The 23023-nt window shown below is 69.7% G+C and carries 21 protein-coding genes and 1 riboswitch; of the genes, 9 read left to right on the top strand and 12 right to left on the bottom strand.

All coding sequences use genetic code 11. From position 1 onward, the window contains the following. Positions 1–20: 20 nt before the first annotated feature. A complete protein-coding gene (locus OHA18_RS11440; protein WP_329003984.1) occupies positions 21–374 on the bottom strand; it encodes a UBP-type zinc finger domain-containing protein in 354 nt (117 codons plus the stop codon). A 72-nt stretch (positions 375–446) separates the two neighbouring features. Beyond that, positions 447–1085: an HD domain-containing protein gene (locus OHA18_RS11435; protein ID WP_329003983.1), complete on the bottom strand. Its 639-nt coding sequence runs from the start codon at positions 1083–1085 to the stop codon at positions 447–449. A gap of 35 nt (positions 1086–1120) precedes the next feature. On the opposite strand from OHA18_RS11435, the gene OHA18_RS11430 reads away from it, so the two are divergent. Further along, the gene (locus tag OHA18_RS11430; protein ID WP_329003982.1) at positions 1121–2140 is read left to right on the top strand and encodes a GlxA family transcriptional regulator; all 1020 of its coding nucleotides are present in this window, start codon (positions 1121–1123) and stop codon (positions 2138–2140) included. On the opposite strand, the gene OHA18_RS11425 is transcribed toward OHA18_RS11430, so the two are convergent. From OHA18_RS11425 to OHA18_RS11415, 3 genes are read right to left on the bottom strand one after another with little or no spacing between them, the layout of a single operon-like run. Continuing rightward, positions 2130–2969: a biotin-dependent carboxyltransferase family protein gene (locus OHA18_RS11425; RefSeq protein WP_329003980.1), complete on the bottom strand. Its 840-nt coding sequence runs from the start codon at positions 2967–2969 to the stop codon at positions 2130–2132. The genes OHA18_RS11430 and OHA18_RS11425 overlap by 11 nt on opposite strands. After that, positions 2966–3571: a 5-oxoprolinase subunit B family protein gene (locus OHA18_RS11420; RefSeq protein ID WP_329003979.1), complete on the bottom strand. Its 606-nt coding sequence runs from the start codon at positions 3569–3571 to the stop codon at positions 2966–2968. Before OHA18_RS11420 ends, OHA18_RS11425 begins: the two co-directional genes overlap by 4 nt. Then, positions 3571–4323 carry a LamB/YcsF family protein gene (locus OHA18_RS11415; protein WP_329003976.1) on the bottom strand — a complete coding sequence of 251 codons (753 nt, stop codon included), beginning with the start codon at positions 4321–4323 and terminating at the stop codon, positions 3571–3573. The genes OHA18_RS11420 and OHA18_RS11415 overlap by 1 nt, the downstream gene beginning before the upstream one ends. Before the next feature lie 97 nt (positions 4324–4420). Here OHA18_RS11415 and OHA18_RS11410 point away from each other — a divergent pair, with 97 nt between their 5' ends. The 3 genes from OHA18_RS11410 (at position 4421) to OHA18_RS11400 (ending at position 7053) form a co-directional block, all read left to right on the top strand. Further along, the gene (locus OHA18_RS11410; RefSeq protein ID WP_329003974.1) at positions 4421–5167 is read left to right on the top strand and encodes a GntR family transcriptional regulator; all 747 of its coding nucleotides are present in this window, start codon (positions 4421–4423) and stop codon (positions 5165–5167) included. Positions 5168–5208: 41 nt separating this feature from the next. Next, entirely contained in the window at positions 5209–6633 is a 1425-nt protein-coding gene (locus tag OHA18_RS11405) for an aminopeptidase P family protein (protein WP_329003973.1), read from the top strand. Between the two features lie 192 nt (positions 6634–6825). Beyond that, entirely contained in the window at positions 6826–7053 is a 228-nt protein-coding gene (locus tag OHA18_RS11400; protein WP_329003971.1) for a hypothetical protein, read from the top strand. A 3-nt stretch (positions 7054–7056) separates the two neighbouring features. Here the strand turns inward: OHA18_RS11400 and OHA18_RS11395 are convergent, their stop codons facing one another. After that, positions 7057–8466, bottom strand: a complete 1410-nt coding sequence (locus OHA18_RS11395; RefSeq protein WP_329003970.1) for an alpha/beta hydrolase — start codon at positions 8464–8466, stop codon at positions 7057–7059. Between the two features lie 159 nt (positions 8467–8625). Then, a riboswitch (glycine riboswitch) is annotated at positions 8626–8718 on the top strand. 79 nt (positions 8719–8797) lie between these two features. Between OHA18_RS11395 and OHA18_RS11390 the strand changes: the two genes are divergently transcribed. Next, on the top strand, positions 8798–10171 hold the full coding sequence (locus OHA18_RS11390) for an L-serine ammonia-lyase (RefSeq protein ID WP_329003968.1): 1374 nt from the start codon (positions 8798–8800) through the stop codon (positions 10169–10171). Here the strand turns inward: OHA18_RS11390 and OHA18_RS11385 are convergent, their stop codons facing one another. After that, complete coding sequence (locus tag OHA18_RS11385; RefSeq protein WP_329003966.1) at positions 10172–10864, bottom strand: SDR family NAD(P)-dependent oxidoreductase; 693 nt, start codon at positions 10862–10864, stop codon at positions 10172–10174. 102 nt (positions 10865–10966) lie between these two features. Between OHA18_RS11385 and OHA18_RS11380 the strand changes: the two genes are divergently transcribed. Next, positions 10967–11797 (top strand): helix-turn-helix transcriptional regulator, encoded by an 831-nt coding sequence (locus OHA18_RS11380; protein ID WP_329003964.1) that lies wholly within the window; start codon positions 10967–10969, stop codon positions 11795–11797. 139 nt (positions 11798–11936) lie between these two features. Next, on the top strand, positions 11937–12542 hold the full coding sequence (locus OHA18_RS11375) for a hypothetical protein (protein WP_329003963.1): 606 nt from the start codon (positions 11937–11939) through the stop codon (positions 12540–12542). Between the two features lies 1 nt (position 12543). On the opposite strand, the gene OHA18_RS11370 is transcribed toward OHA18_RS11375, so the two are convergent. Next, positions 12544–13209, bottom strand: a complete 666-nt coding sequence (locus tag OHA18_RS11370; RefSeq protein WP_329003962.1) for a hypothetical protein — start codon at positions 13207–13209, stop codon at positions 12544–12546. Positions 13210–13507: 298 nt separating this feature from the next. After that, complete coding sequence (lysX, locus tag OHA18_RS11365) at positions 13508–16834, bottom strand: bifunctional lysylphosphatidylglycerol synthetase/lysine--tRNA ligase LysX (protein ID WP_329003961.1); 3327 nt, start codon at positions 16832–16834, stop codon at positions 13508–13510. Between the two features lie 139 nt (positions 16835–16973). Here lysX and OHA18_RS11360 point away from each other — a divergent pair, with 139 nt between their 5' ends. Together OHA18_RS11360 and OHA18_RS11355 are read left to right on the top strand one after the other, a co-directional pair. Continuing rightward, a complete protein-coding gene (locus OHA18_RS11360) occupies positions 16974–17618 on the top strand; it encodes a DUF998 domain-containing protein (RefSeq protein ID WP_329003960.1) in 645 nt (214 codons plus the stop codon). Further along, a complete protein-coding gene (locus tag OHA18_RS11355) occupies positions 17615–18376 on the top strand; it encodes an alpha/beta fold hydrolase (protein ID WP_329003958.1) in 762 nt (253 codons plus the stop codon). Before OHA18_RS11360 ends, OHA18_RS11355 begins: the two co-directional genes overlap by 4 nt. On the opposite strand, the gene OHA18_RS11350 is transcribed toward OHA18_RS11355, so the two are convergent. The 3 genes from OHA18_RS11350 to OHA18_RS11340 form a co-directional block, all read right to left on the bottom strand. Next, on the bottom strand, positions 18373–19602 hold the full coding sequence (locus tag OHA18_RS11350; protein WP_329003957.1) for an ROK family transcriptional regulator: 1230 nt from the start codon (positions 19600–19602) through the stop codon (positions 18373–18375). The two genes, OHA18_RS11355 and OHA18_RS11350, sit on opposite strands and share 4 nt — an antisense overlap. 164 nt (positions 19603–19766) lie before the next feature. Then, positions 19767–22691, bottom strand: a complete 2925-nt coding sequence (locus OHA18_RS11345; RefSeq protein WP_329003956.1) for a helix-turn-helix transcriptional regulator — start codon at positions 22689–22691, stop codon at positions 19767–19769. Positions 22692–22804: 113 nt separating this feature from the next. After that, entirely contained in the window at positions 22805–23020 is a 216-nt protein-coding gene (locus OHA18_RS11340; RefSeq protein WP_329003954.1) for a hypothetical protein, read from the bottom strand. Positions 23021–23023: the final 3 nt, after the last annotated feature.

The following is a 23023-nucleotide window of genomic DNA, read 5'->3' as shown; positions in this document are numbered from 1 at the left end:
CCGGGCCCGGACGAGGTAGCTCAGCGGTGGAGCTTGGACTGCCAGTCCGACGGGACGTTGCCGCCGGGGACCGGCTGGGTTTCGGGGCGGGAGGTCGGCGGGGCGAGGTCGGGACCGTTGTAGTACTCGGACTCGCCGTAGTGCCAGAACCAGTCCTCGCCCGGCTCGAAGCTGCGGACGATCTGGTGCCCGGTCTCGCTCGCGTGGGCGGAGGCGTGCTGGGCGGGTGAGGAGTCGCAGCAACCGATGTGACCGCACTGCGCGCAGCGGCGGAGGTGGAACCACCAGCCGTCGACTGCCAGGCACTCGACGCATCCGGTGCCGCTCGGGTGGACAGTGCTGTCGATACCTGGAACCGCGGAACTCTCCGTCATACCGCACATCCTCACTCGTCCACGGTCCCCGGACAAGCAAGCCTCACGCACGCGTCCGCCGGACGACCGGGATTACTCGGGCCAGGGCGAGTTCTTGATGACGTCGACGAAGTCGGTGTGGTGGAAGCCGGGGACGAAGTGTTCGAGGACGTCGGACTTCACGTTGCCGAAGGTCGTCGACGGGCGCTGTTCGATGCCCTCGGTGAAGGCTTCGAGGATGCGGTTCTTGAAGTCGGGCCGCGGATGGGCGTCGGTCACAGCACTGCGCTGGGCCTCGGTGATGGCGTCGTACCCGAGGCCGAGGACGTCGAGTTCGACGCCGCGGGTGACGAGCGCGACCTCGGCGGACATGTGAAGCGGGATCTCGGGCGTGGTGTGCAAGGCGATCGCGGTCCAGACCCGGTCGGCGGAGTCGCCGGTGATGCCGTGCTGCTGGAGGAAACGCCGGGCCTCGTCGGCGCCGTCGAGTTCGAAGCGCTGGTCGGTACGGCGGTAGCGCTCGGTCAGGCCGAGGTCGTGGAACATCGCCCCGACGTACAGCAGCTCCGGGTCGAACGCGAGGCCCTGCTCCTGGCCGCGGAGGGAGCCGAACAGGTAGACGCGGCGGGAGTGGTCGAAGAGCAGCGGTGAGGCGGCCGCGCGGACCAGTTCGGTTGCTTCCCGGGCGAGCTTGCTGTCGGGGATGCGAACCCCGGCGATGGTTTCGGTCATGGCTCCAGGTTCGCGGCGAGGCGTACGCTGGCGCCATGTCCAAATCGCCGCCTGAACCACACATTCGGACACGCCGCGTCGGGTTCGTGGTGTACGACGGGGTGACCCTGCTCGACGTCACCGGCCCGCTCGAGGTCCTCCATCAGGCAAATCGGGCGCACGGCGGTGGCAGCCGGTACGAGACGGTCCTGGTGTCGGCGTCCGGTGGTCAGGTGATGACCGCGTCGGGCGTCGTGCTCGCCGGGGTGCTCACGGCTGCGGATGCCGGGGCGGTCGACACGGTGGTCGTGGCAGGGGCAGATCATCTGGTCGACGAGGTACCGGAGGACGTGCTGCGGGTGGCGGGTGCGCTCGCGAAGGACGCCGGCCGGGTGGCATCGGTCTGCAGCGGCGCGTTCGTGCTCGCGGCGCTCGGGATGCTGGACGGGCGCAGGGCAACCACCCACTGGCGGCATGCGGCCGCGATGGCGCGGAGGTACCCGAAGGTGGAGGTCGAGCCCGACGCGTTGCACGTCACCGATGGGCGCTACCTGACGTCGGCCGGCATCAGCGCCGGCATCGACCTCGCCCTCGCACTCGTCGAAGCGGATCACGGTCCCGAGACGGCCCGGGCGGTCGCTCGAGAGCTCGTGGTCTTCCTGCAGCGACCGGGCGGGCAGTCGCAGTTCTCGACGGCGATGGCGACACCGCCGGCGCGGAGCGAGCCGATGCGCGTGGTGGCGGAGGCGGTGGTCGCGGATCCGGCCGGCGATCACAGCCTGCCGGGCTTGGCCGCAGCAGCGGCGGTCAGCCCGCGGCACCTGACGCGGTTGTTCCAGAGCGAGTTCCACACCACGCCCGGCCGCTGGGTCGAACGCGTTCGGCTGGATCGAGCGCAGCAACTGCTGCTCGACGGGCACAGCATCACCACGGCCGCGCGTCTCAGCGGCCTCGGCAGCGACGAGACCCTCCGTCGCGCGTTCGCACGTCACCTTGGCACAACCCCCACCGAGTACCGCCGCCGCTTCCAAGCTGCCAGGGCCACGCCGGATGCCGTCGAGCGCGCTACGAGCTGATCAAGTGGACCGGCTGGCCGGGGCGGAGTTGGGCGGTTGTGTCCAGGTCGGCGGCGGCGACGTACGCGATGACCGGGTAGCCGCCGGTGACGGGGTGGTCGGCCAGGAAGATGACCGGGGTGCCGGACGGTGGGATTTGGATGGCGCCGCGGGCCATGCCCTCGCTGGCCAGTTCTCCAGCCCGCGCGCGTTCCAGGGCTGAGCCGTCGAGGCGTACGCCGACGCGGTTGCTGTTGCTGCTCACGTGGTACGTCTGCGAGACCAACGAGGACCATCCGTCGTCGGTGAACCAGTCCCGGCGGGGCCCGGGTGTCACCCGCAGTACGACCTCGCCGCCGGCCGGGTGTGCGACGGGCGCCAGGTCGACGCCGGGCATCGGTTCGAAGGATCGTCCGACCGGGAGCGTCTGATCGGCGGTCAACGGCGCCGGGCCGAGGCCGGACAGCAGGTCGGTGGACCGCGAGCCGAGGACCGGCGGAACGTCGATTCCGCCGCGGACGGCGACGTACGTCCGCAGACCCGTGGGCGGCGTGCCGAGGCGCAGGAGCTGGCCGGCCCGCAGCGTGGCGGGGGCGTTCAAAGGCACGCCGGTGCACGGGGCACCGGTGATGGCGACGACGAGGTCGACGTCGGCATGCATCCCCAGTCCGCCGAAGGTCACCTCGAGTGCCGCCGCGCCGGGGCGATTGCCAACCAGGCGGTTGGCCAGTTCGTAGGCGGCCCGGTCGCAAGCACCCGACGCCGGTACGCCGAGTGCCGCCTGGCCGGCTCGTCCGCGGTCCTGGATGGTTGCCAACGGCCCCGGTTCGAGAATGGTCAGGCTGCTCATCCACGACCCGCGTCGACGAACCGGACCCGACGGCCCGGCTGGAACAGTGCGGCCGGATCACGCTCCTGGTCGAAGATCTTCGCCGTGGTACGGCCGATCAACTGCCATCCACCGGGGGACTCGCGCGGGTAGACGCCGCTGAATTCGCCGGCCAACGCGACCGCGCCGGTGGGGACCTTCGTCCGGGGCGATGACCGGCGGGGGATGTCCCAGTCGCCGGTGGAGGTCAGGTAGCCGAATCCCGGGGCGAAACCGCAGAAGGCGACGGTCCACTCGTCGGCGGTGTGGCGGCCGATCACGTCGTCCGGAGTACAGCCGAGGAGGTCGGCGACGTCGCCCAGGTCGGCCCCGTCGTAGATGACCGGGATGTCGATGAGATCGCCGGCTGTCCGGCTGTCCCGGGCGGGAGTCAGCTCGTGCAGGGTTCGCGACAAGGTGGCGAGGTCGCCGGTCGTGGTGACCAGCACCGTGCGGGCGGCCGGGACAATGTCGACGACATCTGCCGGTGCATCCGCGGTCAGCGCCGCGTAGTACCCGAGCACCTGGTCGAGATCGTCGAGCTCGACCAGCAGCGCTCGGTCACCCGCCGGCAGGATGCGCATCAGCCGGTGAACGGGCGCAAGGTCACGCCCGCTCCCTCCAACGCGCCACGCACTCGCCGAGCGATGTCGACCGCGCCCGGGGTGTCACCGTGAACGCAGATCGACGCCGGATCGACCACCAACGACCCACCGGAAACGTCTTGGATCGGTTGGCCGGTCGCCATCGCAGTACAGCGGGCCGCGATCTCGTCCGCATCGTGCAGAACGGACCCAGCCTCGCGCCGCGACACCAAGGTGCCGGCAGGGGTGTACGCGCGGTCCGCAAAGGCCTCGTGAACTGCGGTCAGACCGGCCTCGGACGCGAGCTGCAGCCACACCGAGCCCGGAAGACCCAGCACGGGAAGCCTTTTGTCGTACTCCGCCACCGCCGCGACCACTGCAGTTGCCTGCTCGACGTGGTGGCCGATCGTGTTGTACAGCGCGCCGTGCGGCTTCACGTACCGCACCCGATCGCCCGCGATCCGGGCGAACGCATCCAGTGCACCGATCTGGTACACCACCTCGTCCCGCAGGGCGGCCGGCTCGATGTCGAGGAACCGCCGCCCGAAGCCGGGCTTGTCGGCGTACCCGACGTGGGCCCCGATCGCGACGCCACGCTCGACCGCCCCGGCGGTCACCCGCCGCATGATCGACGGATCGCCGGCGTGGAACCCGCAGGCCACGTTCGCGCTGGTCACGACGTCGAGCAGGGCCGAGTCGTCACCCATCGACCAGGAACCGAAACCCTCACCCATGTCCGCGTTGAGGTCCATCCGCCACCTCCCTCGCTCGAGCCTAGGGATTGTTCAACAATCCTGCAAGAGTCTTGTTCTACTTTTCCTCGTCCCTCCGGTGCGGGATGATGCGGAGATGAGTACGGGTGGGGGCGAGACCGAACGGCAGGTGTGGCTGCGGACCGTCGCGGCCGACGTCGCGCGGCTGGACCGGAGCAGCTCCGCAGAGCGGGCCGCCGACATCCTGCGCCGCAGTATCACCGAAGGCGCGTTGCCGCCCGGCGCCCAGCTCTCCGAGATCGAGCTGACCGAGGTCCTGGAGGTCAGCCGGAACACGCTGCGCGAGGCCTTCCGGCTGCTGACCCACGAAGGGCTGCTGATCTACAAGCTGCACCGCGGGGTGTTCGTCCCCGAGCTGGACGAGCACGACGTGGTCGACCTCTACCGGCTTCGCCGGGTCCTCGAGGTGGACGTCGTCCGCGGTCTCGCCGATCGTGACCCGGAGCTGCCGGCGAGCCGGCTCGAGCCGTTGCAGGACGACGTCGAGGCCGCCGAGGCCGCTGCCCGCGCGGACCGCTGGCCGGCGGTCGGTACGGCGAACATGCGCTTCCATCAGCACCTGATCGGTCTGGCCGACAGCACCCGGATGGACGCGATGACCGGCCGGCTGCTCGCGGAGCTGCGGCTCCTTTTCCACGTGATCGCGACCCCGCGCGAGCTGCACGAGCCGTACATCGAGCGGAACCGCAGGCTGTTCGAGCTGCTCGAGGCGCGCAAGTACGACGAGGCCGCGGCGGACCTGCATCAGTACCTGATCGACTCCGAGGCCGGCATCCTCGCCGCGTTCCGGGATAAGGGCTTGCGGATGCCTGCAAGAACCTGAGTTGATGAGTCAAACCGTCAGCTGCAAAGGGGAGCACAGTCATGACCGATGACGCCCGGACCGACCAGACGCCGAAGTCCTACCGCCCCATCGACGCCAAGGGGTTCCGGGACTTCATCTCGCGTGGCTGGGGGCCGGTGGACCGCTCGGTGACGGTGCCGGAAGGCCTCGCCGAGGCGGCCGCCGAGCACCGGCAGAAGCTCGCCGCGGCGCTGCCGGGACGGCGGATCGCGCTCGCGGCCGGCCGGGCGCCGGTCCGGTCGAACGACACCGACTACCAGTTCCGCGCCGACAGCGACTTCGTCTGGCTGACCGGCTGCCAGGCCGAGGGCGCCGTACTGGTGATCTCCGGCGACGGCGACGCGACGCTGTACCTGCGCGAGACGGCCGGCCCCGACGAGGCGGACTTCTTCGCGAACGCCCGCGACGGTGAGCTGTGGATCGGCCCGGTGCCGGGGTTGAAGGACTGGTCGGACGCGCTGCAGATCGCCTGCCGCCCGCTCGAGGAGCTGCCCGCGGCGGTGCGCGGCGCGGTCCCGTTCATGCTGTCGGTGCCCGGTGTCGAGCCGATGCTGGACGCGTTGGTGCGGACGTCGCCGACCGACGGCAACGCGCTGCGGCAGACGCTCGCCGAGCTGCGCCGGATCAAGGACGACTGGGAGCTCGACCAGTTGCGCGAGGCGGTCGCGGCCAGTGTGCTCGCGTTCGGCGACGTCGCGAGCGAGTTGCCCGAGGCGATCCGCGGCGGCGGCGAGCGTTGGTTGCAGGGCACCTTCGACCGGCGCGCGCGGACCGCGGGCAACGGCGTCGGGTACGCCTCGATCGTTGCTGCTGGCAACCACGCGCCGGTGCTGCACTGGGTCCGCAACGACGGCCCGGTGAACGAGGGCGACGTGATCCTGCTGGACGCCGGCGTCGAGACCCGCACCCTGTACACCGCCGACGTGACCCGGACGTTCCCGGCCACCGGCGAGTACACCGCGGCGCAACGGCAGGTGCACGACCTGGTGCACAAGGCGCAGCTCGCCTCGCTCGAGGCAGTCAAGGTCGGAGCGCCGTACCGCGCCTTCCAGCACGAGGCGCTGCGGGTGCTGGCCGAAGGACTGCGGGACTGGGGTCTGCTCGAGGCGTCGATCGACGAGCTGCTCGGCCCGGACGGGCAGCAGCACCGCAGGTACATCGTCTGCGGGACCGGTCACTACATCGGCCTCGACGTCCACGACTGCGACGCGTCCCGGCCGGAGGCGTACTTCGCCGGCACCATCGAGGCCGGGATGGCGCTCGCCGTCGAGCCGGGGCTGTACTTCCACCCGAACGACGAGACCGTCCCGCCGGAGCTGCGCGGCATCGGCATCCGGATCGAGGACAACGTCGTCGTCCACTCCGACCGGCTGGAGATCCTGACCGAGGACCTTCCGATCACCACCGACGGCCTGGAGCAGTGGACGCGCTCGCACCTGAAGTAATCAAGCGATCGCTCAAAATTAAGCGTCACAACCAGTAACACTTCCCAGCTCAGCACGATGTACAGAGCGGGGGAGGGTCGAACTCGGCTGGGCGCGTGGCTAGTGGGGGGCCGCGTCCCACGCGCCCAGCCGAGGCGGCCCCGACTGGGGCCAGGGGGGACCCAGGATCCCTGGGTACGGGGAGTAGTCAGCATGAATCTACGAGTGCGAGTAGTGCACTACGGCAGCCGGCACTGGTACGCCGACATCGACGACGCCGACGATCCGCAGCCCGACGACCCGTTCTGGTTCGTCGACAACTGCCGGACCCAGTCGCAGGCACTGGAGATCGCCTGCCGGGAGCTCCGGCTGATGTCGGGCCGGCTGGTCCGTGGCGACCAGCTCGACCGCGTCCTCGAAGTCACCGGCGTACCGGTCTGAGCTTCAGCCAACCGGTGGTACGGCGGCGCAGCTGCTGCCGCGCTTCGGTACGTCCCGCGTGATCAGGTAGTCGTCGATGGTGGTCTGCATGCAGGGGCTCGAGTTGTAGCTCCCGTGTCCCCAGCCTTCGTACGTGAGCAGCACGCCGGACCGGCCGAGCTGACGCTGCACGCTCTGCGCCATGCGGTACGGCGTCGCAGGGTCGTGGATCGCGTTGGCGAGCAGCACTGGCGTCTTGAGTCCGTGCACCTTCAGCACGTGCTGCGGGTTGTTCGCCTTCGGCGCACCGAGACACATCGACACCGCCATCAGCTGACCGGGGTACCGCATGTCCGGGTTGTTCCGGGCGAGCCGCTGCAGGTGTGCGGCGTACTCGCGGTAGTCCTTCACCGGAAGGTTCCAGTCCTGGCAGAACACGGCCAGCGGATTCTGCGCCAGCCCACTCGGGACGGCGGCTGCTGACGGGGTCTCGAGGTCCTTCAGCGTCTGGGCCAGTGCGGACCACTCCGGGTCGTAGAGCAGTCGGAACACCTGGAAGCTCAACTTGAACGGATCACTCGACCGCGCCAGCAGATCTGCCCACAGAGCATGAATGTCGCGGCCATGGAGCACGCAGCTTGTCGACGCGTCACACCACTTCACGAACTCGTCGAACGAGTCCTGCGCCGCGGACGCCTGGACGTCGAGGAAGCTCTTCGTAGTAGGTGAGCCGTGGTCGATCACGCTCTCCACCACCATCGCGCGGACCCGGTTCGGGTACGTCTCGGCATACTGCGCACCGAGCAGCGTCCCGTACGAGCTGCCGTGGAACGAGATCGTGGACTCACCGAGCGCCCGGCGTACCGCGTCGACGTCACGAACTGTCTGCCAGGTGTCGATGTGGTCGTAGAGCGGACCGGTGTGCTCGCGGCAGTCCGTGGCGAGCTGCCGGTTGTAGCTGATCGTCGCGGTGAAGTCGGCCTTGCTGGTGATGATCGGCGACGGCTGCTCGGCGAGCAGTGCGGCCGAGCACTGCACCGGATTGCTGCGAGCCACACCCCGCGGGTCGAAGCTGACGATGTCGAAGCGGTCCTGGAGGTTCGCGCTGAACCGGCTCATCCCGGTCTTGATCCGGTCGACGCCGGAGTCTCCGGGCCCACCCGGCCCGAACACCAGGACGCCGATCCGGTCGCCTTTCGCGGTACGGCGGGCGATCGCCAGGCCGAACGTCGGTCCGCCCGGGTTCCGCCAGTCGACGGGCAGTTGGAGCGTCGCGCACTGCGAGCCCTTCACCACCGCGGGATCGTCGTCGCCCTCGGGTTGGCAGTCGGTCCAGTGGACTTGCGGGCTGGTCGCGGAGGCGGCGGTGGTCAGTCCGGCCGCTGCGACGCCGAGTACTACGGCGCCGGCCAGGGCGCGTCGGATGAACGTCATACGTTCGATCCTTCGGCAATCGCTTGCTACCGGCATCAGGGACGAACCCCGCGTGCCCCCCAACGGACCTTGAGGGTTCGTTAGGGGCGGCCGGGCCGGATTGACGTTGACAGCCGCAGCGCCGTACCGTCCACAGCGTCACTCAACTCAACAGCCGCATGAACCCGTGCGGGAGAGCCCCGGGCCTGACTCGGGCGCCGTAGGAGCAACTCTCCCCAAGAATCTCTCAGGCACCTTCACCGCGCGGGCGAGGCACCTCTGGAAGACGTCCGTCTGACAGAGCGGGGAGGACACCAAACGGTCAACGACGACCGGAAGGAACCTCCACACGATGGCGATCAGCGTCTTCGACCTGTTCAGTATCGGGATCGGCCCGTCGAGCTCCCACACCGTGGGACCGATGCGCGCCGCCCGCACCTTCGCACTCGGCCTCGCCGCCGACGGCCTGCTGGCCGCGACGACGCGGGTCGAGGCCCAGCTCTTCGGTTCGCTCGGGGCCACCGGGCACGGCCACGGCAGCAACAAGGCGGTCCTGCTCGGTCTCGAGGGCGCCGACCCCGAGACTGTCGTCACGCACTCGGTCGATGCCCGGGTCGAGACGATCCGCGAGCGCGGCCGGATCGTGCTGGCCGGCGACCACGAGATCGCGTTCGACGAGAACGCCGACCTGGTCATGCACCGCCGCAAGGCCCTCCCGTACCACCCGAACGGGATGATGTTCGTCGCCCGCGACGCCGCCGGCGCAGTACTGCGGGAGCGCACGTACTACTCGGTCGGCGGTGGCTTCGTCGTCGACGAGAACGCCGCCGCGGGCGACCGGATCGTGCCGGACACCACTCCGCTGAAGTACCCGTTCACCACCGGCGCCGAGCTGCTCGAACGGTGCCGCGAGTCCCAGCTGTCGATCAGCGAGGTGATGCTCGCGAACGAGCTGGCCTGGCGGACCGAGGACGAGATCCGCACCGGCCTGCTGCACATCTGGCAGGTGATGCAGGACTGTGTCCGCGAGGGCTGTGAGACCGAGGGGATCCTGCCGGGCGGCCTCAAGGTGCCGCGCCGGGCGCACGCCTTGCACACCAAGCTCACCCAGGACCCCTGGTCGGTGGATCCGCTCAAGGTGATGGACTGGGTCAACCTGTTCGCCCTCGCGGTGAACGAGCAGAACGCCTCCGGCGGCCGGATCGTCACCGCGCCGACGAACGGTGCCGCGGGCATCATTCCCGCCGTACTGCACTACTACCGGCGCTTCGTGCCCGGTTCCACCGAGGACGGCGCCGTCCGGTTCCTGCTGACCGCCGGCGCGATCGGCGTGCTGTACAAGGAGAACGCGTCGATCTCCGGCGCCGAGGTCGGCTGCCAGGGCGAGGTCGGGTCCGCCTGCTCGATGGCCGCCGCCGGCCTGTGCGAGGTCCTCGGCGGTACGCCGCAACAGGTCGAGAACGCCGCCGAGATCGCGATGGAGCACAACCTCGGACTGACCTGTGACCCGGTCGGCGGGCTGGTGCAGATCCCGTGCATCGAGCGGAACGCGATGGCGTCGGTGAAGGCGATCAACGCCGCCCGGATGGCGATGCACGGCGACGGCGTGCACGTGGTCACGCTCGACAAGGTCATCAAGACCATGCGCGAGACCGGCGCCGACATGAAGATCAAGTACAAGGAGACGTCGCGCGGCGGCCTGGCCGTCAACGTCATCGAGTGCTGATCACCAGGGGACCGTGCCGTGGAGGCTCAGGTACTCCGCCGTTGGACCGTCCTGGTCGATCGTCGCGAGTCGCACGATGATCTCCGCGCCCTCCTCGACCGTCTGGTAACCGGTGCGGCCGTTGAAGTCGGTCGCGGTGTAGCCCGGGTCGACGGTGTTGATCCGCAGTCCGGGCAGTTGGCGCGCGTACTGCACGGTCAGCATGTTGAGCGCTGCCTTCGAGGCGCCGTACGCCGGAGCCGGCACCCAGACGGGCACTGTGCTGACCGCGTCCGGATCCACGGCGGTGGCGATCGAGCCGAGGCCGCTGGAGACGTTGACGACGACCGGGTTGTCGCTGCGCTCGAGCAACGGCAGGAACCGGCGGATCATCCGCACCGGGCCGTACACGTTCAGGTCGAAGACCTGGTGGAAGTCGTCCGCGGTCAGGTCGCGGACTTCCTTGTGCGGACCGGGGATGCCGGCGTTGTTGATCAGCACGTCGAGTGAGTCCAGCTGTTCCGCCGCCGCGTCGACGGATTCGTCGCTCGTGACATCCAGCTGCAGGTACAGCGCGCCGAGGTCAGCGGCCGCCTGCTTGCCGCGCTCCGGGTCGCGGGCGCCGAGGTAGACGGTGTGTCCGGCCGCAATCAGCTGCCGGGCGGTTTCGTAGCCGAGGCCTCTGTTCGCCCCGGTGATGAGTGTCGTGGTCATGCCTTCACCCTCTCGTCACGGGTGTGCAGGAGGTAGTACCCGCGATGTCCTAGGGAATGGCAGTACCAGGCTGATGCGGAGCGGGCGCGGAATACTGGAGGCATGGGTGAGCTCGGGAGGACGCTGCACGCCTGGCGCGATCGGGTGACGCCGGAGCAGGCCGGTCTGCCGGCGGGCGGGAGACGTCGGGCGCCCGGACTACGACGCGAGGAGCTGGCGCAGCTCGCCGGGTTGTCGGTCGACTACATCGTCCGGCTCGAGCAGGGCCGATCGGACTCGCCGTCCGTGCAGGTGCTGACCGCACTGGCGCGGGCGCTCCGGCTGTCCGATGCCGAGCGCAACCATCTGTTCGTGCTCGCCGGCGAGGTGGAGCCGTCACCCGGGCGCGTGTCGGCGTACATCCCGCCCGGTGTGCAGCGGATCGTCGACCAGTTGGACGGGGCACCGCTGTGTGTGTGCGACGCCGCCTGGACCGCGATCACGTGGAACTCGCTGTTCGCTGCCATGATCGGCGACCCGTCGCAGTGGCACGGGCGATGGCGCAACATCGTCTACCGGCACTTCGTGGCGCCCGGCGATCGCGTCGTACAGACACCGGAGCAGCAGCGGGACTTCCGGATCGCGATGGTGACGGATCTGCGCGCGTCGCTCGCGCGCTATCCGCACGACGCGGATCTCCAGGCGCTCATCGACGAGCTGCGCACCCGGTACGACGGCTTCGCGCGGCTGTGGGACCAGCCGGTCGTCGGCTTCCATCGGTCCGAGCGGAAGACGATCCAGCATCCCGAGGTCGGCGCGTTCACGATCGACTGCGATGTCCTCGCGGTCCCGGGCAGCGATCTGCGCCTTGTCGTGTACACGGCCGAGCCGAACACCGAGGCGGCCGAGAAGCTCCGGCTGCTGTCCGTCATCGGGCTGCAGGCCCTGACCTGAGCCGTCAGCTAACACACTGCATTCCTACGGTCGCGTATTGGTTTGCAATTACTAGAATATGAAGTCCTTTCGTGGAATTTCTTCCAAGGGCTGTTTGAATCGACTCTTGGGCCGATAATCTGCGGGCACTGTGAAACCGATGTCTGTCTCGGCCTCCCGCCGCCCGCCCTGGCAGAATCCGCGGCGCCGCCGTCAGGCCGCCGCCGGCGCCTGCGTACTGCTGGCTGGTTGCTGCGTGCTGGCCTATCTCGGTTTCCGCGCCGGTGGCCCGCAGCCGGCCAGTCCGGTCGCCGGCCTGGAGCCCGGCCGGCCGAGCCAGAACCTGCCGGCCGTCCCGCGGACCGCGACGCCGAGCCCGGGCACCCTGCCCACTGCCGTGCCGACGCAGTTGCCGACAGCAACCAAGCCTGGTGAGATCCAGCTGCCGACCGGGTTCACGACCACGCGCGACCCCTCGATCACCGTGGGCACTCCGACCCCGCAGATCGTGGAGACGACCGGCCCGACGGCACCGGTGACCGAGCGGCCACCGACCGTGCCGCCCACTGCGTCGACCACTGCGCCGACAACCCGCCCGACCAGCACTCCCAGCGGCCGTCCGACGACATCCAGGCCGACCGAGCCGCCGCCGACCAGCACCACTCCGACCGCCCCGCCCACCACGCCGGACGAACCCGATGACCCCGGCAACGGCGGCGGACTGGGCGGCCTCCTGGGCTCCCTGCTGGACAAGCTGGGCCTGTAGCTCAGTAGGCCTCGACCTCGGTGGTGTCGGCGTTGCCGCTGGGCATGGGCTGGAGGTTGACCTGCCAGCCCTGGTTGCGGCCGAAGGTCTGGTCGAACTTCTTGAACGCGCAGTCCGAGCGGAACTTGCGCCGGTCCGGGTCCCAGTCCGTGCCGCTCTTGAAGTAGAGGTGGTAGGCACCGCTGATCTTGTTCACGGTGGTGGACTTCGTCGCCTGGATGTACACCATCACCTGCGGGCTGCCGGGCGGCTGGCCGTCGGTGACGACCGAGACCGCGACGTCCTTCGCCGTGCCGTTGGTGATCTTGAGCTGTCCCGATCCGTTCGGGCCTCGTCGGACCAGGACGTCACCGTTGTCCGGGCGTACCAGTTCGGGAGCGGGGCCCGGGTTGGGCAGCGTCTTGCCGAACGTCAGCTTCATCCGCTGCAGCATCACGAGTGCGGAACTGAGGTCGGTGCGTAGCTGACGCTGGACCTTCTGCGACGTGTACGCGACTCCGCCGCACCGCGCGTCGTCCTCGGTCTCCGAGGCCAGGCCCGTCAGCTGCGTGGCCGCCACGCCGATCCGCACCAGCAGCAACCCGTGTACGGCGGTCAGACGTGAAGTCACCGTGATGGCGGCCAGGCGGATCGAGACCGTGTTGAGCGATTCCGCCAGAGTGTTCATGGCGTCACTCAAACCCTCGGCTGTGCGGACCCTGGTCAGTCGTTGCGCGGGACCGGCCAGCACTTGGTCGATCCGGGTCAGTTCGGCCTGGTACGCCGCCGTACCCATCGGTTCCGCCGGCGGAACCGATGATGCCGGCGCGGGCGCAGCACTGCTCGGAGACGGTGCCACGGGACTCGGCGAAGAGTCCGCCTTTGCACCACAGCCCGCCAGTAAGCACACCCCCACGCAGAGCGCAGCCCAGCGCCTCATCCCCTACCCCCCAGGTCCCTCACCCCTGAAGCAGCAAGAGTACCTGTCAGTCCCTAGCAGCGGGACGAACGAACGGGAACGCCAACGTGCTGCGGATGTTCTGGCCGGTGAGCATCATCATCACCCGGTCGACGCCGATCCCCAGACCACCGGTCGGCGGCATCGCGTACTCGAGTGCGGACAGGAAGTCCTCGTCGAGCGACATCGCCTCGGGGTCGCCCGCGGCAGCCTTCAGGGACTGCTCGGTCAGGCGGCGCCGCTGTTCGACCGGGTCGACCAGCTCGGAGTACGCCGTACCGATCTCGGCGCCGAAAGCAACCAGATCCCAGCGTTCCGCGAGCCGTGGATCGGAGCGGTGGTTGCGGGTCAGCGGCGAGGTCTCCAGCGGGAAGTCGGTGTAGAACGTCGGGAACGCGGTGTTCGGCTCGACGAGCTCGTCGTACAGCTCCAGCACCAGCTCACCGGCCGACATTTCGAACGTCGTGTGGACTCCGTGCTCCGCGCAGATCTCACGCAGTCGCTCGACCGGGGTGTCCGTATCGAGGTCCACACCGGCCGCCTGGCCGACGGCGTCGTGGACGGTGACGACGGGCCACTCGCCGGAGATGTCGATCTCGTCGTCGGCGCGGCGTACCACCGGCTTGCCGAAGACCGCGGTCGCGGCCTCGATCAGCAGCTCGCGGGTGAGCTCGCGCATCACGTGGTAGTCGGCGTACGGCTGGTAGGCCTCGACCGAGGTGAACTCCGGGTTGTGGGTCGCGTCCGCGCCCTCGTTGCGGAAGTTCCGGTTCAGCTCGAAGATCTTGCCCATCCCACCGACGCTGAGCCGCTTCAGGAACAGCTCCGGCGCGATCCGGAGAAACAGCTCGGTGTCGTAGGCGTTGATGTGGGTGGCGAACGGCCGCGCGTTCGCCCCGCCGTGCACCGCCTGCAGCATCGGCGTCTCCACCTCGATGAACCCGCGCGCCTCGAAACCGTTGCGCAGGGCCCGTACGGCGGCGCTGCGCTGCTGCATCATCCGCAGCGAGTCCGGGTTCATCACCAGGTCGATGTGCCGCTGCCGCACCCGCGCCTCGGGGTCGGTGAACCCCTTCCGCTTGTCCGGCAACGGATGCAGGCACTTCGCGGCCATCACCCACGACGTCGCCGCGATCGACAGCTCACCGCGCCGGCTCGTCACCACCTCGCCGGTCACGCTGACGTGGTCACCGATGTCGACGAGCCGCCGCCACTGATCGAGCGGTACGTCGCCGCACGCCTCGGCCGTGAACATCACCTGCAGCTGGGTCAACCCGTCCTGCAGTTGCGCGAACGCGAGCCCGCCGTGGTCCCGCATCCGGGTCACCCGGCCGGTCACGGACACCAGGTGATCGGTGTGATGGTCCGGCGGGAGGTTCGGGTACAGCTCCCGGACGCGCTCCAGCGTCTCGGTCCGCGGCACGCTCACCGGGTACGGATCGATGCCCGCTGCAACAAGCTCGGTCAGCTTGGCCCGCCGGATCTGCTCCTGCTCGGTCAGCTTCCGCTCCGGCAACGCCGGTCGTAGCAGCTCCTCCTCCTGCTCGTGTGCGGCCTTCGCGAACGCCCGTCCGTCCGCCGCCATGATCGCGTGCCGCTCCGCCGTCTCGACACTGTCGACCCGGGTCCACGGCCGCGGCGCCGGCAGGAAGCCTTCCGCGGTCCCGGCCGCCAGCACCACCTGGGCCAGCGACGCGCCCCGCGAGTAACACATCAGCCGCGGTGACCAGCGTGGCAGGTACTTCTCGTTCGACTGGTACAGGCTCTCCAGTTGCCAGAAGCGCGAGGCTCCTGTGAGCAACGCGTTCGTCAGGCGCAGGACCGGACCGGCGCCGACCCGCTCGGCGTCGCTGAAGATCTCCCGGAACATTGCGAAGTTCAGGGAGATCCGGTGGAGGCCGAGATCGCCGGACGCCTCGATCAGCGAGGTGACCATGAACTCCATCAGGCCGTTCGCGGACTCGGGATCGCGCCGCATCAGGTCCAGCGACACACCCCGCACGCCCCACGGCACGAACGACAGCAGCCCGCGGACGACGCCGTCCGCGTCGCGCGCGATGACCATCACGCACCGCGCGTCGGCCGGATCGCCGAGCCGCCCGAGGGCCATCGAGAATCCGCGCTCGGTCCGCGCGCCCCGCCACCTCTCGGCCAGATGCACGTACTGCGCCAGCGTCTGCGGCGAGAGGTCTCCGTGCCGCACGACCTCCGCGTGGTAGCCGGCCCGCTGGACCCGCGTCACCGCCTGGCGGACGGGGCGCATCGTCCGGCCCTCGAGTGTGAAGTCCGCGACGTCGATGATCGCCTCGTCGCCCATCGACAACGCGCGCAGGCCCGCGTCGACGTACGCCTGCGCTGCCTCCTCGCTGGCCGACAGGACCGCGGGGGACCAGCCGTACCTCCGGGCCTCGGCGAGCCAGCGCTGGATCGCGGCCGGCCAGGCGACCGGATCGCCGAGCGGGTCCCCGCTGGCCAGGCTGACGCCGTTCACCACCCGGTAGGCGATCGCGGCCTCGTTGTCAGGCGAGAACACGACGGCCTTGTCGCGGCGGGTGGCGAAGTACCCGAGAGAGTCCCGCTCGCCGTGCAGCAGCAGGAGCCGTCGTACGCCGAGCTCTTCGGGCTGCGTCAGGTACCGGACTCGTTGGACCGAGCGGAGGAAGATCCAGAACGCGACCACCAGCGAGGCCGCCGAGATCGCGCCGACGGTCAGGCCGATCCAGCCGTGGCCCTCGTGACCGCCCAGCTTGCTGCGGGACTGGCCGAGGGCGGCGATGATCGCCCAGCCGATCTTCTGTCGCTGACCGCTCAGTGTCCGCGGGAAGATCTGGGTGAGGGTGACGCTGACCGCGATCGAGATCAGCATGCCGAACACCAGGGCGCCGACCGCGAGCCGGCGGGTACCGGGGGCGAGACGGGCCGGGAAAGCGCCGCGGATCTTCCACAACAGCACGATCAGCGCGGCTACGACGACCCACTGGACGATCGCCCACTCGAGATCCTGCACGGTGGTGCGGTCGAGATCGGACAGCAACTCGGTGCTGCCAGGGTTGCTCAGCCGGACGGAGCTGAATGCGATGTACGCGGTCAGACCGAAGAGCCAGAGCGCCTCGAAGACCCAGAGCACCCACAGCAGGGCGGCTCGCTTACCGCGCAGCAATGCGCTGCCGACCACCGCGAGGTAGACGGCGGAGAAGATCGTGTGCCCGGCCGGGATGCCGACGAAGTCGAACGCCATGTCGACGTGCTTGACGAGGACCGGGGCGCCGATGTGCAGCGGAATGGCGAGGAACGACCAGACGGAGGCGAGCACGACGACGCGGCCCACCCAGACCGCGGAACGGTGCTGCCACACCGGTATCACTGCTGTTTGTTCCGACCGCACCAGCCGATCATCCCATTAGTTCCGTGAGACTTCGGTCGACCTAGCACTACCCCGACCGTACCCCTGACGCCACAGCCAATACTTTGGTTGTCATGCCACGCTGACGAACATGGTCGCCGTCCCGTACCGGCTGGTCCGCAACCTGCTGATTGCCGCCGCCGTGCTCTACTGCAGCCTGCTGCTGGAGGCGGCGGCCGGCTTCCCGCTGGACGTCCGCACTTCCTTCCTCAGCGAGCTCGGCGCACGGGACCAGTCGACCAGTCTGTACGCGCGGGCGATGGACCTGTCCAGCAGCGTGCTGACGTTGGTCGCGGTCCTGCTCGCCCGCCGGAGTCGTGAGCTGGCCGGGTTGCTGATCGGTACTGCGGTCTTCGCCGTCGGCACGATGTTCGACTCGTTCTCACCGATGGACTGCGCGCCGTCGGCCAGTGCGGCCTGCCAAGCGAACGGTCAGGCCGGCGGTGCGTTGGTACTGCACGAGGCAACGTCGACCATCGCGGGCGTCGGCACCATTGCGATGGCCGTCTTCGTGCTGCTCGTACTGCGCCGCCACGGCCGGAGAGGCAGGATGGTCGCCGTACTCGCTGGTGGAGTCCTGGTCACTCAGGTCTGGCTCGGGTCCGTGGTCGCGTTCGAGACGCTGAGCGGTGCGGAGGTAGCCGCGCCGGGCATCCTCCAGCGGGTCTCCACGCTCCTGTTCTGTTTATTCCTGGGGACTTTGCTACCAGGTCTGAGGCAAGCTTTGTCTCGATGACAGTGATCTGGATCGTGGTGCCCGGCCTGGCCGAGACTCCGGAGGAGTTCGCCCGGGTCGTCGAGCTGTTGCCGGACGAGGACGTCCGCGTGATCGATCCGTGGCGTACGCCGATCACGTCCGACGTGGACGCGTTGCGGGCGGCTGCCGACGTACCGCACGACGCGGAGATCGGACTGGTCGGGCACTCGATCGGAGGGCTCGCCGTACTGCGCTGGGCGCTGACGCGGCCGCTCGAGGTGACCCGGTTGGTGCTTGTCGACACCAGCCTGACCTCGGAGACCGGGTGGCGTGCGTTCTACCCGGGCAGCCGTGGTGACAGGGCGGTGCGGGCGGTGGCTCGATTCCTCGGGCGAGTCGGCCTGCCGCGGGTCATCGGTACGGCGCTGCGGCGGCTGAGTGTCCGCGTCGGCAGCCGGTCCGACCACGACCTGTTGTCGAAGGCAACCGCGAGGTCCCGGTACGGCGCGGCCAACTCGTGGCTGCTGTTCTGGGACGAGCTCGCCGGCAGCTGGGAGCTGGCCGCCGAGGTGTCCAAGCTGACTGCCGGACCGGTCGGCGCGCTCGCTCCGACCGTGTTGCTGGTGGCGACCGGCGGCAGTTCACGCTTCACCGCGACCCGCTGGCTGGCGGGCCAGCGCCGGCTGGCCGACGTACTCGGCGGGGAGATCGAGGTGCTGCCGGACTCCGCGCACCTCGTCCACCTGGACCGCCCGGACGCCATCGCCGCCGCGGTCCTGCGGGGCGAAGGGGCCTAAGTAGTGCTGGTCATCGCCGGGGTGGGGAGCTTGCGCTGCCACACCTCGTCCAGCGCCATCCGCATCGCACCGGTCACCACGGCGTCCTCGGCCAGCGCGGACAGCTCCAGCTTCGGGTGGTTGAGCGTCAGCAGGCGCAGCTGGTCGGAGATGGCGTCCAGTAGCACTGCGCCGGCGCGGGCGACACCGCCACCGATGACCACGGCCGTCGGGTCCAGGACGAGGATCGACGGAGCCAGGGCGCGGGCGAACGCGCGGGCGACCTGCTGCACTACTGCCTGAGCTACCGGATCCCGCTCGGCCGCAGCGGCGAAGACATCCGCAGTGTCCAGCTGGTCACCGCCCAGCTCGGCCAGTCGCGACTCCGGGTGATCCAGCGCGGCCTGACGGCCGAGGGCGGCGATCGCCTCCGACCCGACGGCGCGCTCCAGCGGTCCGCGGCTGTCCTCGGGGTTGATCACGTCATCCGGACCGGTGGCGATGAAGCCGATCTCACCGGCCGCTCCGGTGCCACGGTGCAGTCTGCCGTCGATGACTATGCCGGCACCCAGCCGCTCGCCCCACTGGACCGCCAGCAGCGTGCCGGTGCCTCCGCGGGCGGCAGCGATCGCCAGCGCGGCCAGGTTGGCGTCGTTGTCCAGCATGACCGGGCAGTCGAGCAGGCCACGGACGTGCTTGATCAGGTCGATTGCCGACCAGCCCGGAACGCTGGGGACCAGCTGGACCCGGCCGGTGTGCTCGTCGACGATGCCGGGGCTCGCTGCGACCGCCGCGGCGACGTCCTCGGCCGGTACCTCCGCCTCCGCGAGCGCCTCCGTGATCACCTCGCCGATGACGCCGAGCAGCTCTTGTGCGGTCCAGCCCGGGCCGGAGCGCCGCACCAGGGACAGCTTGCGGCCGGCCAGGTCGGAGACGCCTACGGTCACGCGGTGCGGGCCGACGTCCAGGCCGAGCACCGGCGCGGCGCGGCCGCGCAGCGAGACGCGGATGGCCGGGCGACCGAGTGATCGGTCGGCGGAGTCGGGGCCGTGCTGCTGCAGCCAGCCGGCGTCGAGCAGCTCGTCGACGGCCTGCGCGACCGTCGGTCTGGCCAGCCCGGTCCGCTCGACCAGCTCAGCGACGCGCAACGGTGCCGGCGCGGATCGTCGGACCGCATCCAGGACCGAGGCGACATTGATCCGCCGCAGCATCGTCGTACCGCCGCCGCCGACCGTTCCCTTGCTCATGTCCGACCCCTTGCCTGCCACCCGCACAGTATAGATAGCGAGCGTTCGTAAATACTGTCCAATTGACGCGTCGGTTGGCGGAGTCCGATGCGTGAGTCGACAACTATCACCCATCAGGTGTCAGATGTCCCAGCACACGCGTCGCTGCCCGGAATCGGACCCGTTCAGTCCTGAAAAACCGTTCGGGCGAAACTGCTCAAGGCCTCCCGGTCCGGTTGCTGTGTCTTGGTCATCAGACTGGCCACGTGTTTCTCGACCGTCCGTGGCGAGATGTGCAGCCGGGACGCGATCGACTTGTTCCCGATCCGGTCCACCAGCAGCCGGCAGACCTCGTACTCACGCGTGGTGATCCCCAGCTGCCGCAGGTACGCCGGCACCAGTTCGGATCCGTTGCGGCGCTGGGAGACGGTCGCGCCGAGCTGCCGCATCAGACCGCGGCAAGCACTCGCCACGGCCTGGATGCCCGCGATGTGGAAGTAGTCCTCGGCCAGCCGCAGCCACGCGACCGGATCACCCCAGCCGTCGGCGTAGGCAGGCTCGGCGACCAGGCGCAGACCGAGGTGCCGCGCCAGCGGGAACAGCGATGCGGTTTCCATCGCCTCCTGCACCTTGGCGTTGGCTGCTTCGACCTGACCGTCCCGGCCGAGCAGTACGGCCTCCGCGAACTGGACGAACTGGTGGTTCCACCGCATCCCGCTCGCCGCGGTCGCGGTCACCGCCTCGAAGTGCGCCCAGCCGTTGCGGCCGGACAGTACGCCGAGCAGTAGCGCCAGACCGTTCTTCCCGGAGAGGTGGAACGTGGTCGGGTTCTGCGCGTCGTACGCGAGCGCCTGCGCCAGCTCGGAGTCGGCGAGCTCGCGGTTCTCCTCCAGGAGTGCGCAGAACGTCCGGGCCAGGCCGTAGGAGTACGGCAGCTCGTACGACGCTCGCTCGCCGCCCCAGTTCGCGATCTCGGCCAGCGTCGACTCCATCGCGGACCTGCGGCCCTGGTGAGCCTCCAGGATCGCCTTGGTCGCCAGGAAGAACGTCGCCGACCGGCCGAGCCGCATCCGCCGGGTGACCTCGACGCACTCGTCGATGATCTCGGCGGCGCGCGCGTAGTCGGACTGAAGAATCAGCTGCTGGCCGAGCATGCCGTCCACGTCGTACACCAGCGTGACGGCGCCGATCCGGAGCGCCTGCTGCCGGGATCGCTCCAGCTCGACGATGCTGCCGTCGGCAAGGTAGAGGCTGACCGACTGGAGGATGTGCGAGACGACCCGCTGGAGCGTCATCCCGTGGTCCTCGGCGATCTGCCGGGCCCGGTGGAAGTAGTCGATCGACCGGTCGAGGTCGTGCTCGCGGGCCAGGATGCCCAGCAGTTGCAGGGCTTCGCACGCCACCTCGGGCAGCTCGGCGCGTTCGGCCGCCGCGGCGGCGCGGGTGGCCAGCTCGGTGGCGCCCTTCAGCCGGCCGGGGTTCGTCCGGGCGAACTCGAGGTTGGCGGCGACCACGTCGATCGGCGCGAGGTCGGCGTCGCCGGCGTCGCTGCCGAGCAGCGACCGGGCGGTCGCGACATGCTGGAGCGCGGCCGCCCAGCGGCCGGCGACCATCTCCGCGTTCGCGAGCTGGACGTGCAGCGCGGCGACCTTGCGGCTGTCGAGATTGCGGTCGGCCAGTTCGTCGACGGTGGCGGCGTGCACGGCCAGCTGCTCGAAACCTCCGGTCGCGCTGAGTGCGAGCAGCAGGGCGCCGAGCACGTCGGCCCGGTGGCCGATGTCGGGATCGGCTGCCAACAAGGTGTTCGCGCGGTCCAGCAGGTTGGCCGCCGACCCGGTCGAGCCGTCGTCGAACGATCGCCGGCCGGCGAGTGCGAACAATCGGCCGGCGCGGACGGTGTCCCCACCGGTCTCGGCGAGTTCGGCGACCATCGGGCACCACTCGCCGGGCAGTCCCGGATGCAGTTCCTCGACGGCGTCCGCGCACCGGCGGGCCAAGGCGGAGCGTTCGGTCGGCGTCAGCCCGGCGAGCAGCGACTCGGCGGTGAGCGGGTGCCGGAACGCGTACCAGTCCGGCGCCGGCTCGTCCGGACCGACCAGCTGGGCGGCCACGCCGGCCCGGAGCGTGGCCAGCAGCAAACGTTCGTCCGTCCCGGTCGCCGCGCGGACGATGCTCAGCGGGAACCGGTGCCCGATCACCGCGGCCAGCACGAGGATGTCCCGCGACTGCGGGCCGAGTTGCGCGGTACGGCTGCTGATACTGCGCACCACCGCCGCCGGGACGTTCGTGTGCAGGTCGTCGACGACCTGGACGCTGCCGTCCGGCCCGGACACCAGTTGTCCGCTGCGGTTCGCCTCCTGCAGCAGTTCCTCAACGATGAAAGGGATTCCGGCGCTGTCGTTCCACAGCTGGTCCGTCAGCTGTTCCGGCACGCCGTCGACCGGAACCTCCAGGCACCCCGCGGCGAGCTCGGCGACCTCGCTCTGCCCCAACGGCGGCAGCTCGATCAGTTCGGCGATACCTCGCTGCGCCGACAACCGTGCCAGTTCGTACGCCGGGCACGTCTCGGGCCGCAGCGTCGCGACCAGCGCGATCGGCTGGTCGTCCAGGTTGTCGAGCAGATACTCGATCACGGCCAGCGTCTCCGGGTCGGAGCCGTGCAGGTCCTCGAGGACGAGCAAGCAGCCGTGATCGCGGCCGACCAGGGTCAGCAGTCGCAGCATTGCCTCTCCGAGCACGACCGGTGACGCAGCGGTGTCGTGCGCGGTGCCGTCGTCCCAGTCCGGAACGAGCCGGCCGAGCACCTGCTGGTACGGCCCGAGGCCTTCGGTCGTGGGCATCTCGCCGCGCCGGATCAACGACAGCAGTGCCTCGGTGAACGGGCGGAAGGCAACCATCGTGCCGATCGCCGCGACCCGTCCGCGCAGCGTCGTCATGCCTGCGTCGAGGGCCTCGGTGGTGGCGGTCGCGGCCAGCCGGCTCTTTCCGATGCCGGGCTCGCCGACCAGGAAGATCGCACCGCCACGACCGTCGCGGGCGCCGGCCAGCAGGCGGTGAAGGCTGTCGATCTCCAGGGCTCTGCCGACCACGATAGGCGAACGGGTCTGCATGGTTGCCAACTGTAACTACTGATGCTTGTCGCCGCAGGGGCCTGACCGAGGGCCGACCGCCCACAAAGGGCAGCCGGCCACTCCATCAAACGTTCGCTGCTGTCGGCGGTAGCTCAGCCGCCGACGACCCACGGGAGGCCGTTGGGCGCCATGACGGTCACTGCCATGGTGCTGACGCCGACGATGCCGAACAGGGCCATCGCGCGGGCGGCGATCCTGTAACGCTTCGGCACCGTGATCGGGCCGGCTGGATCGGTGCGGTCCGGCGCCGCGAACTGCTGGTCCACCGGAGTTTCGTGCTGAACATCGTGGTGCTGCTGGGCGGTCATGCT

This window comes from Kribbella sp. NBC_00709 (assembly GCF_036226565.1).
Taxonomy (GTDB): Bacteria; Actinomycetota; Actinomycetes; order Propionibacteriales; family Kribbellaceae; genus Kribbella.
This window is presented reverse-complemented; position numbering and strand designations above follow the sequence as displayed.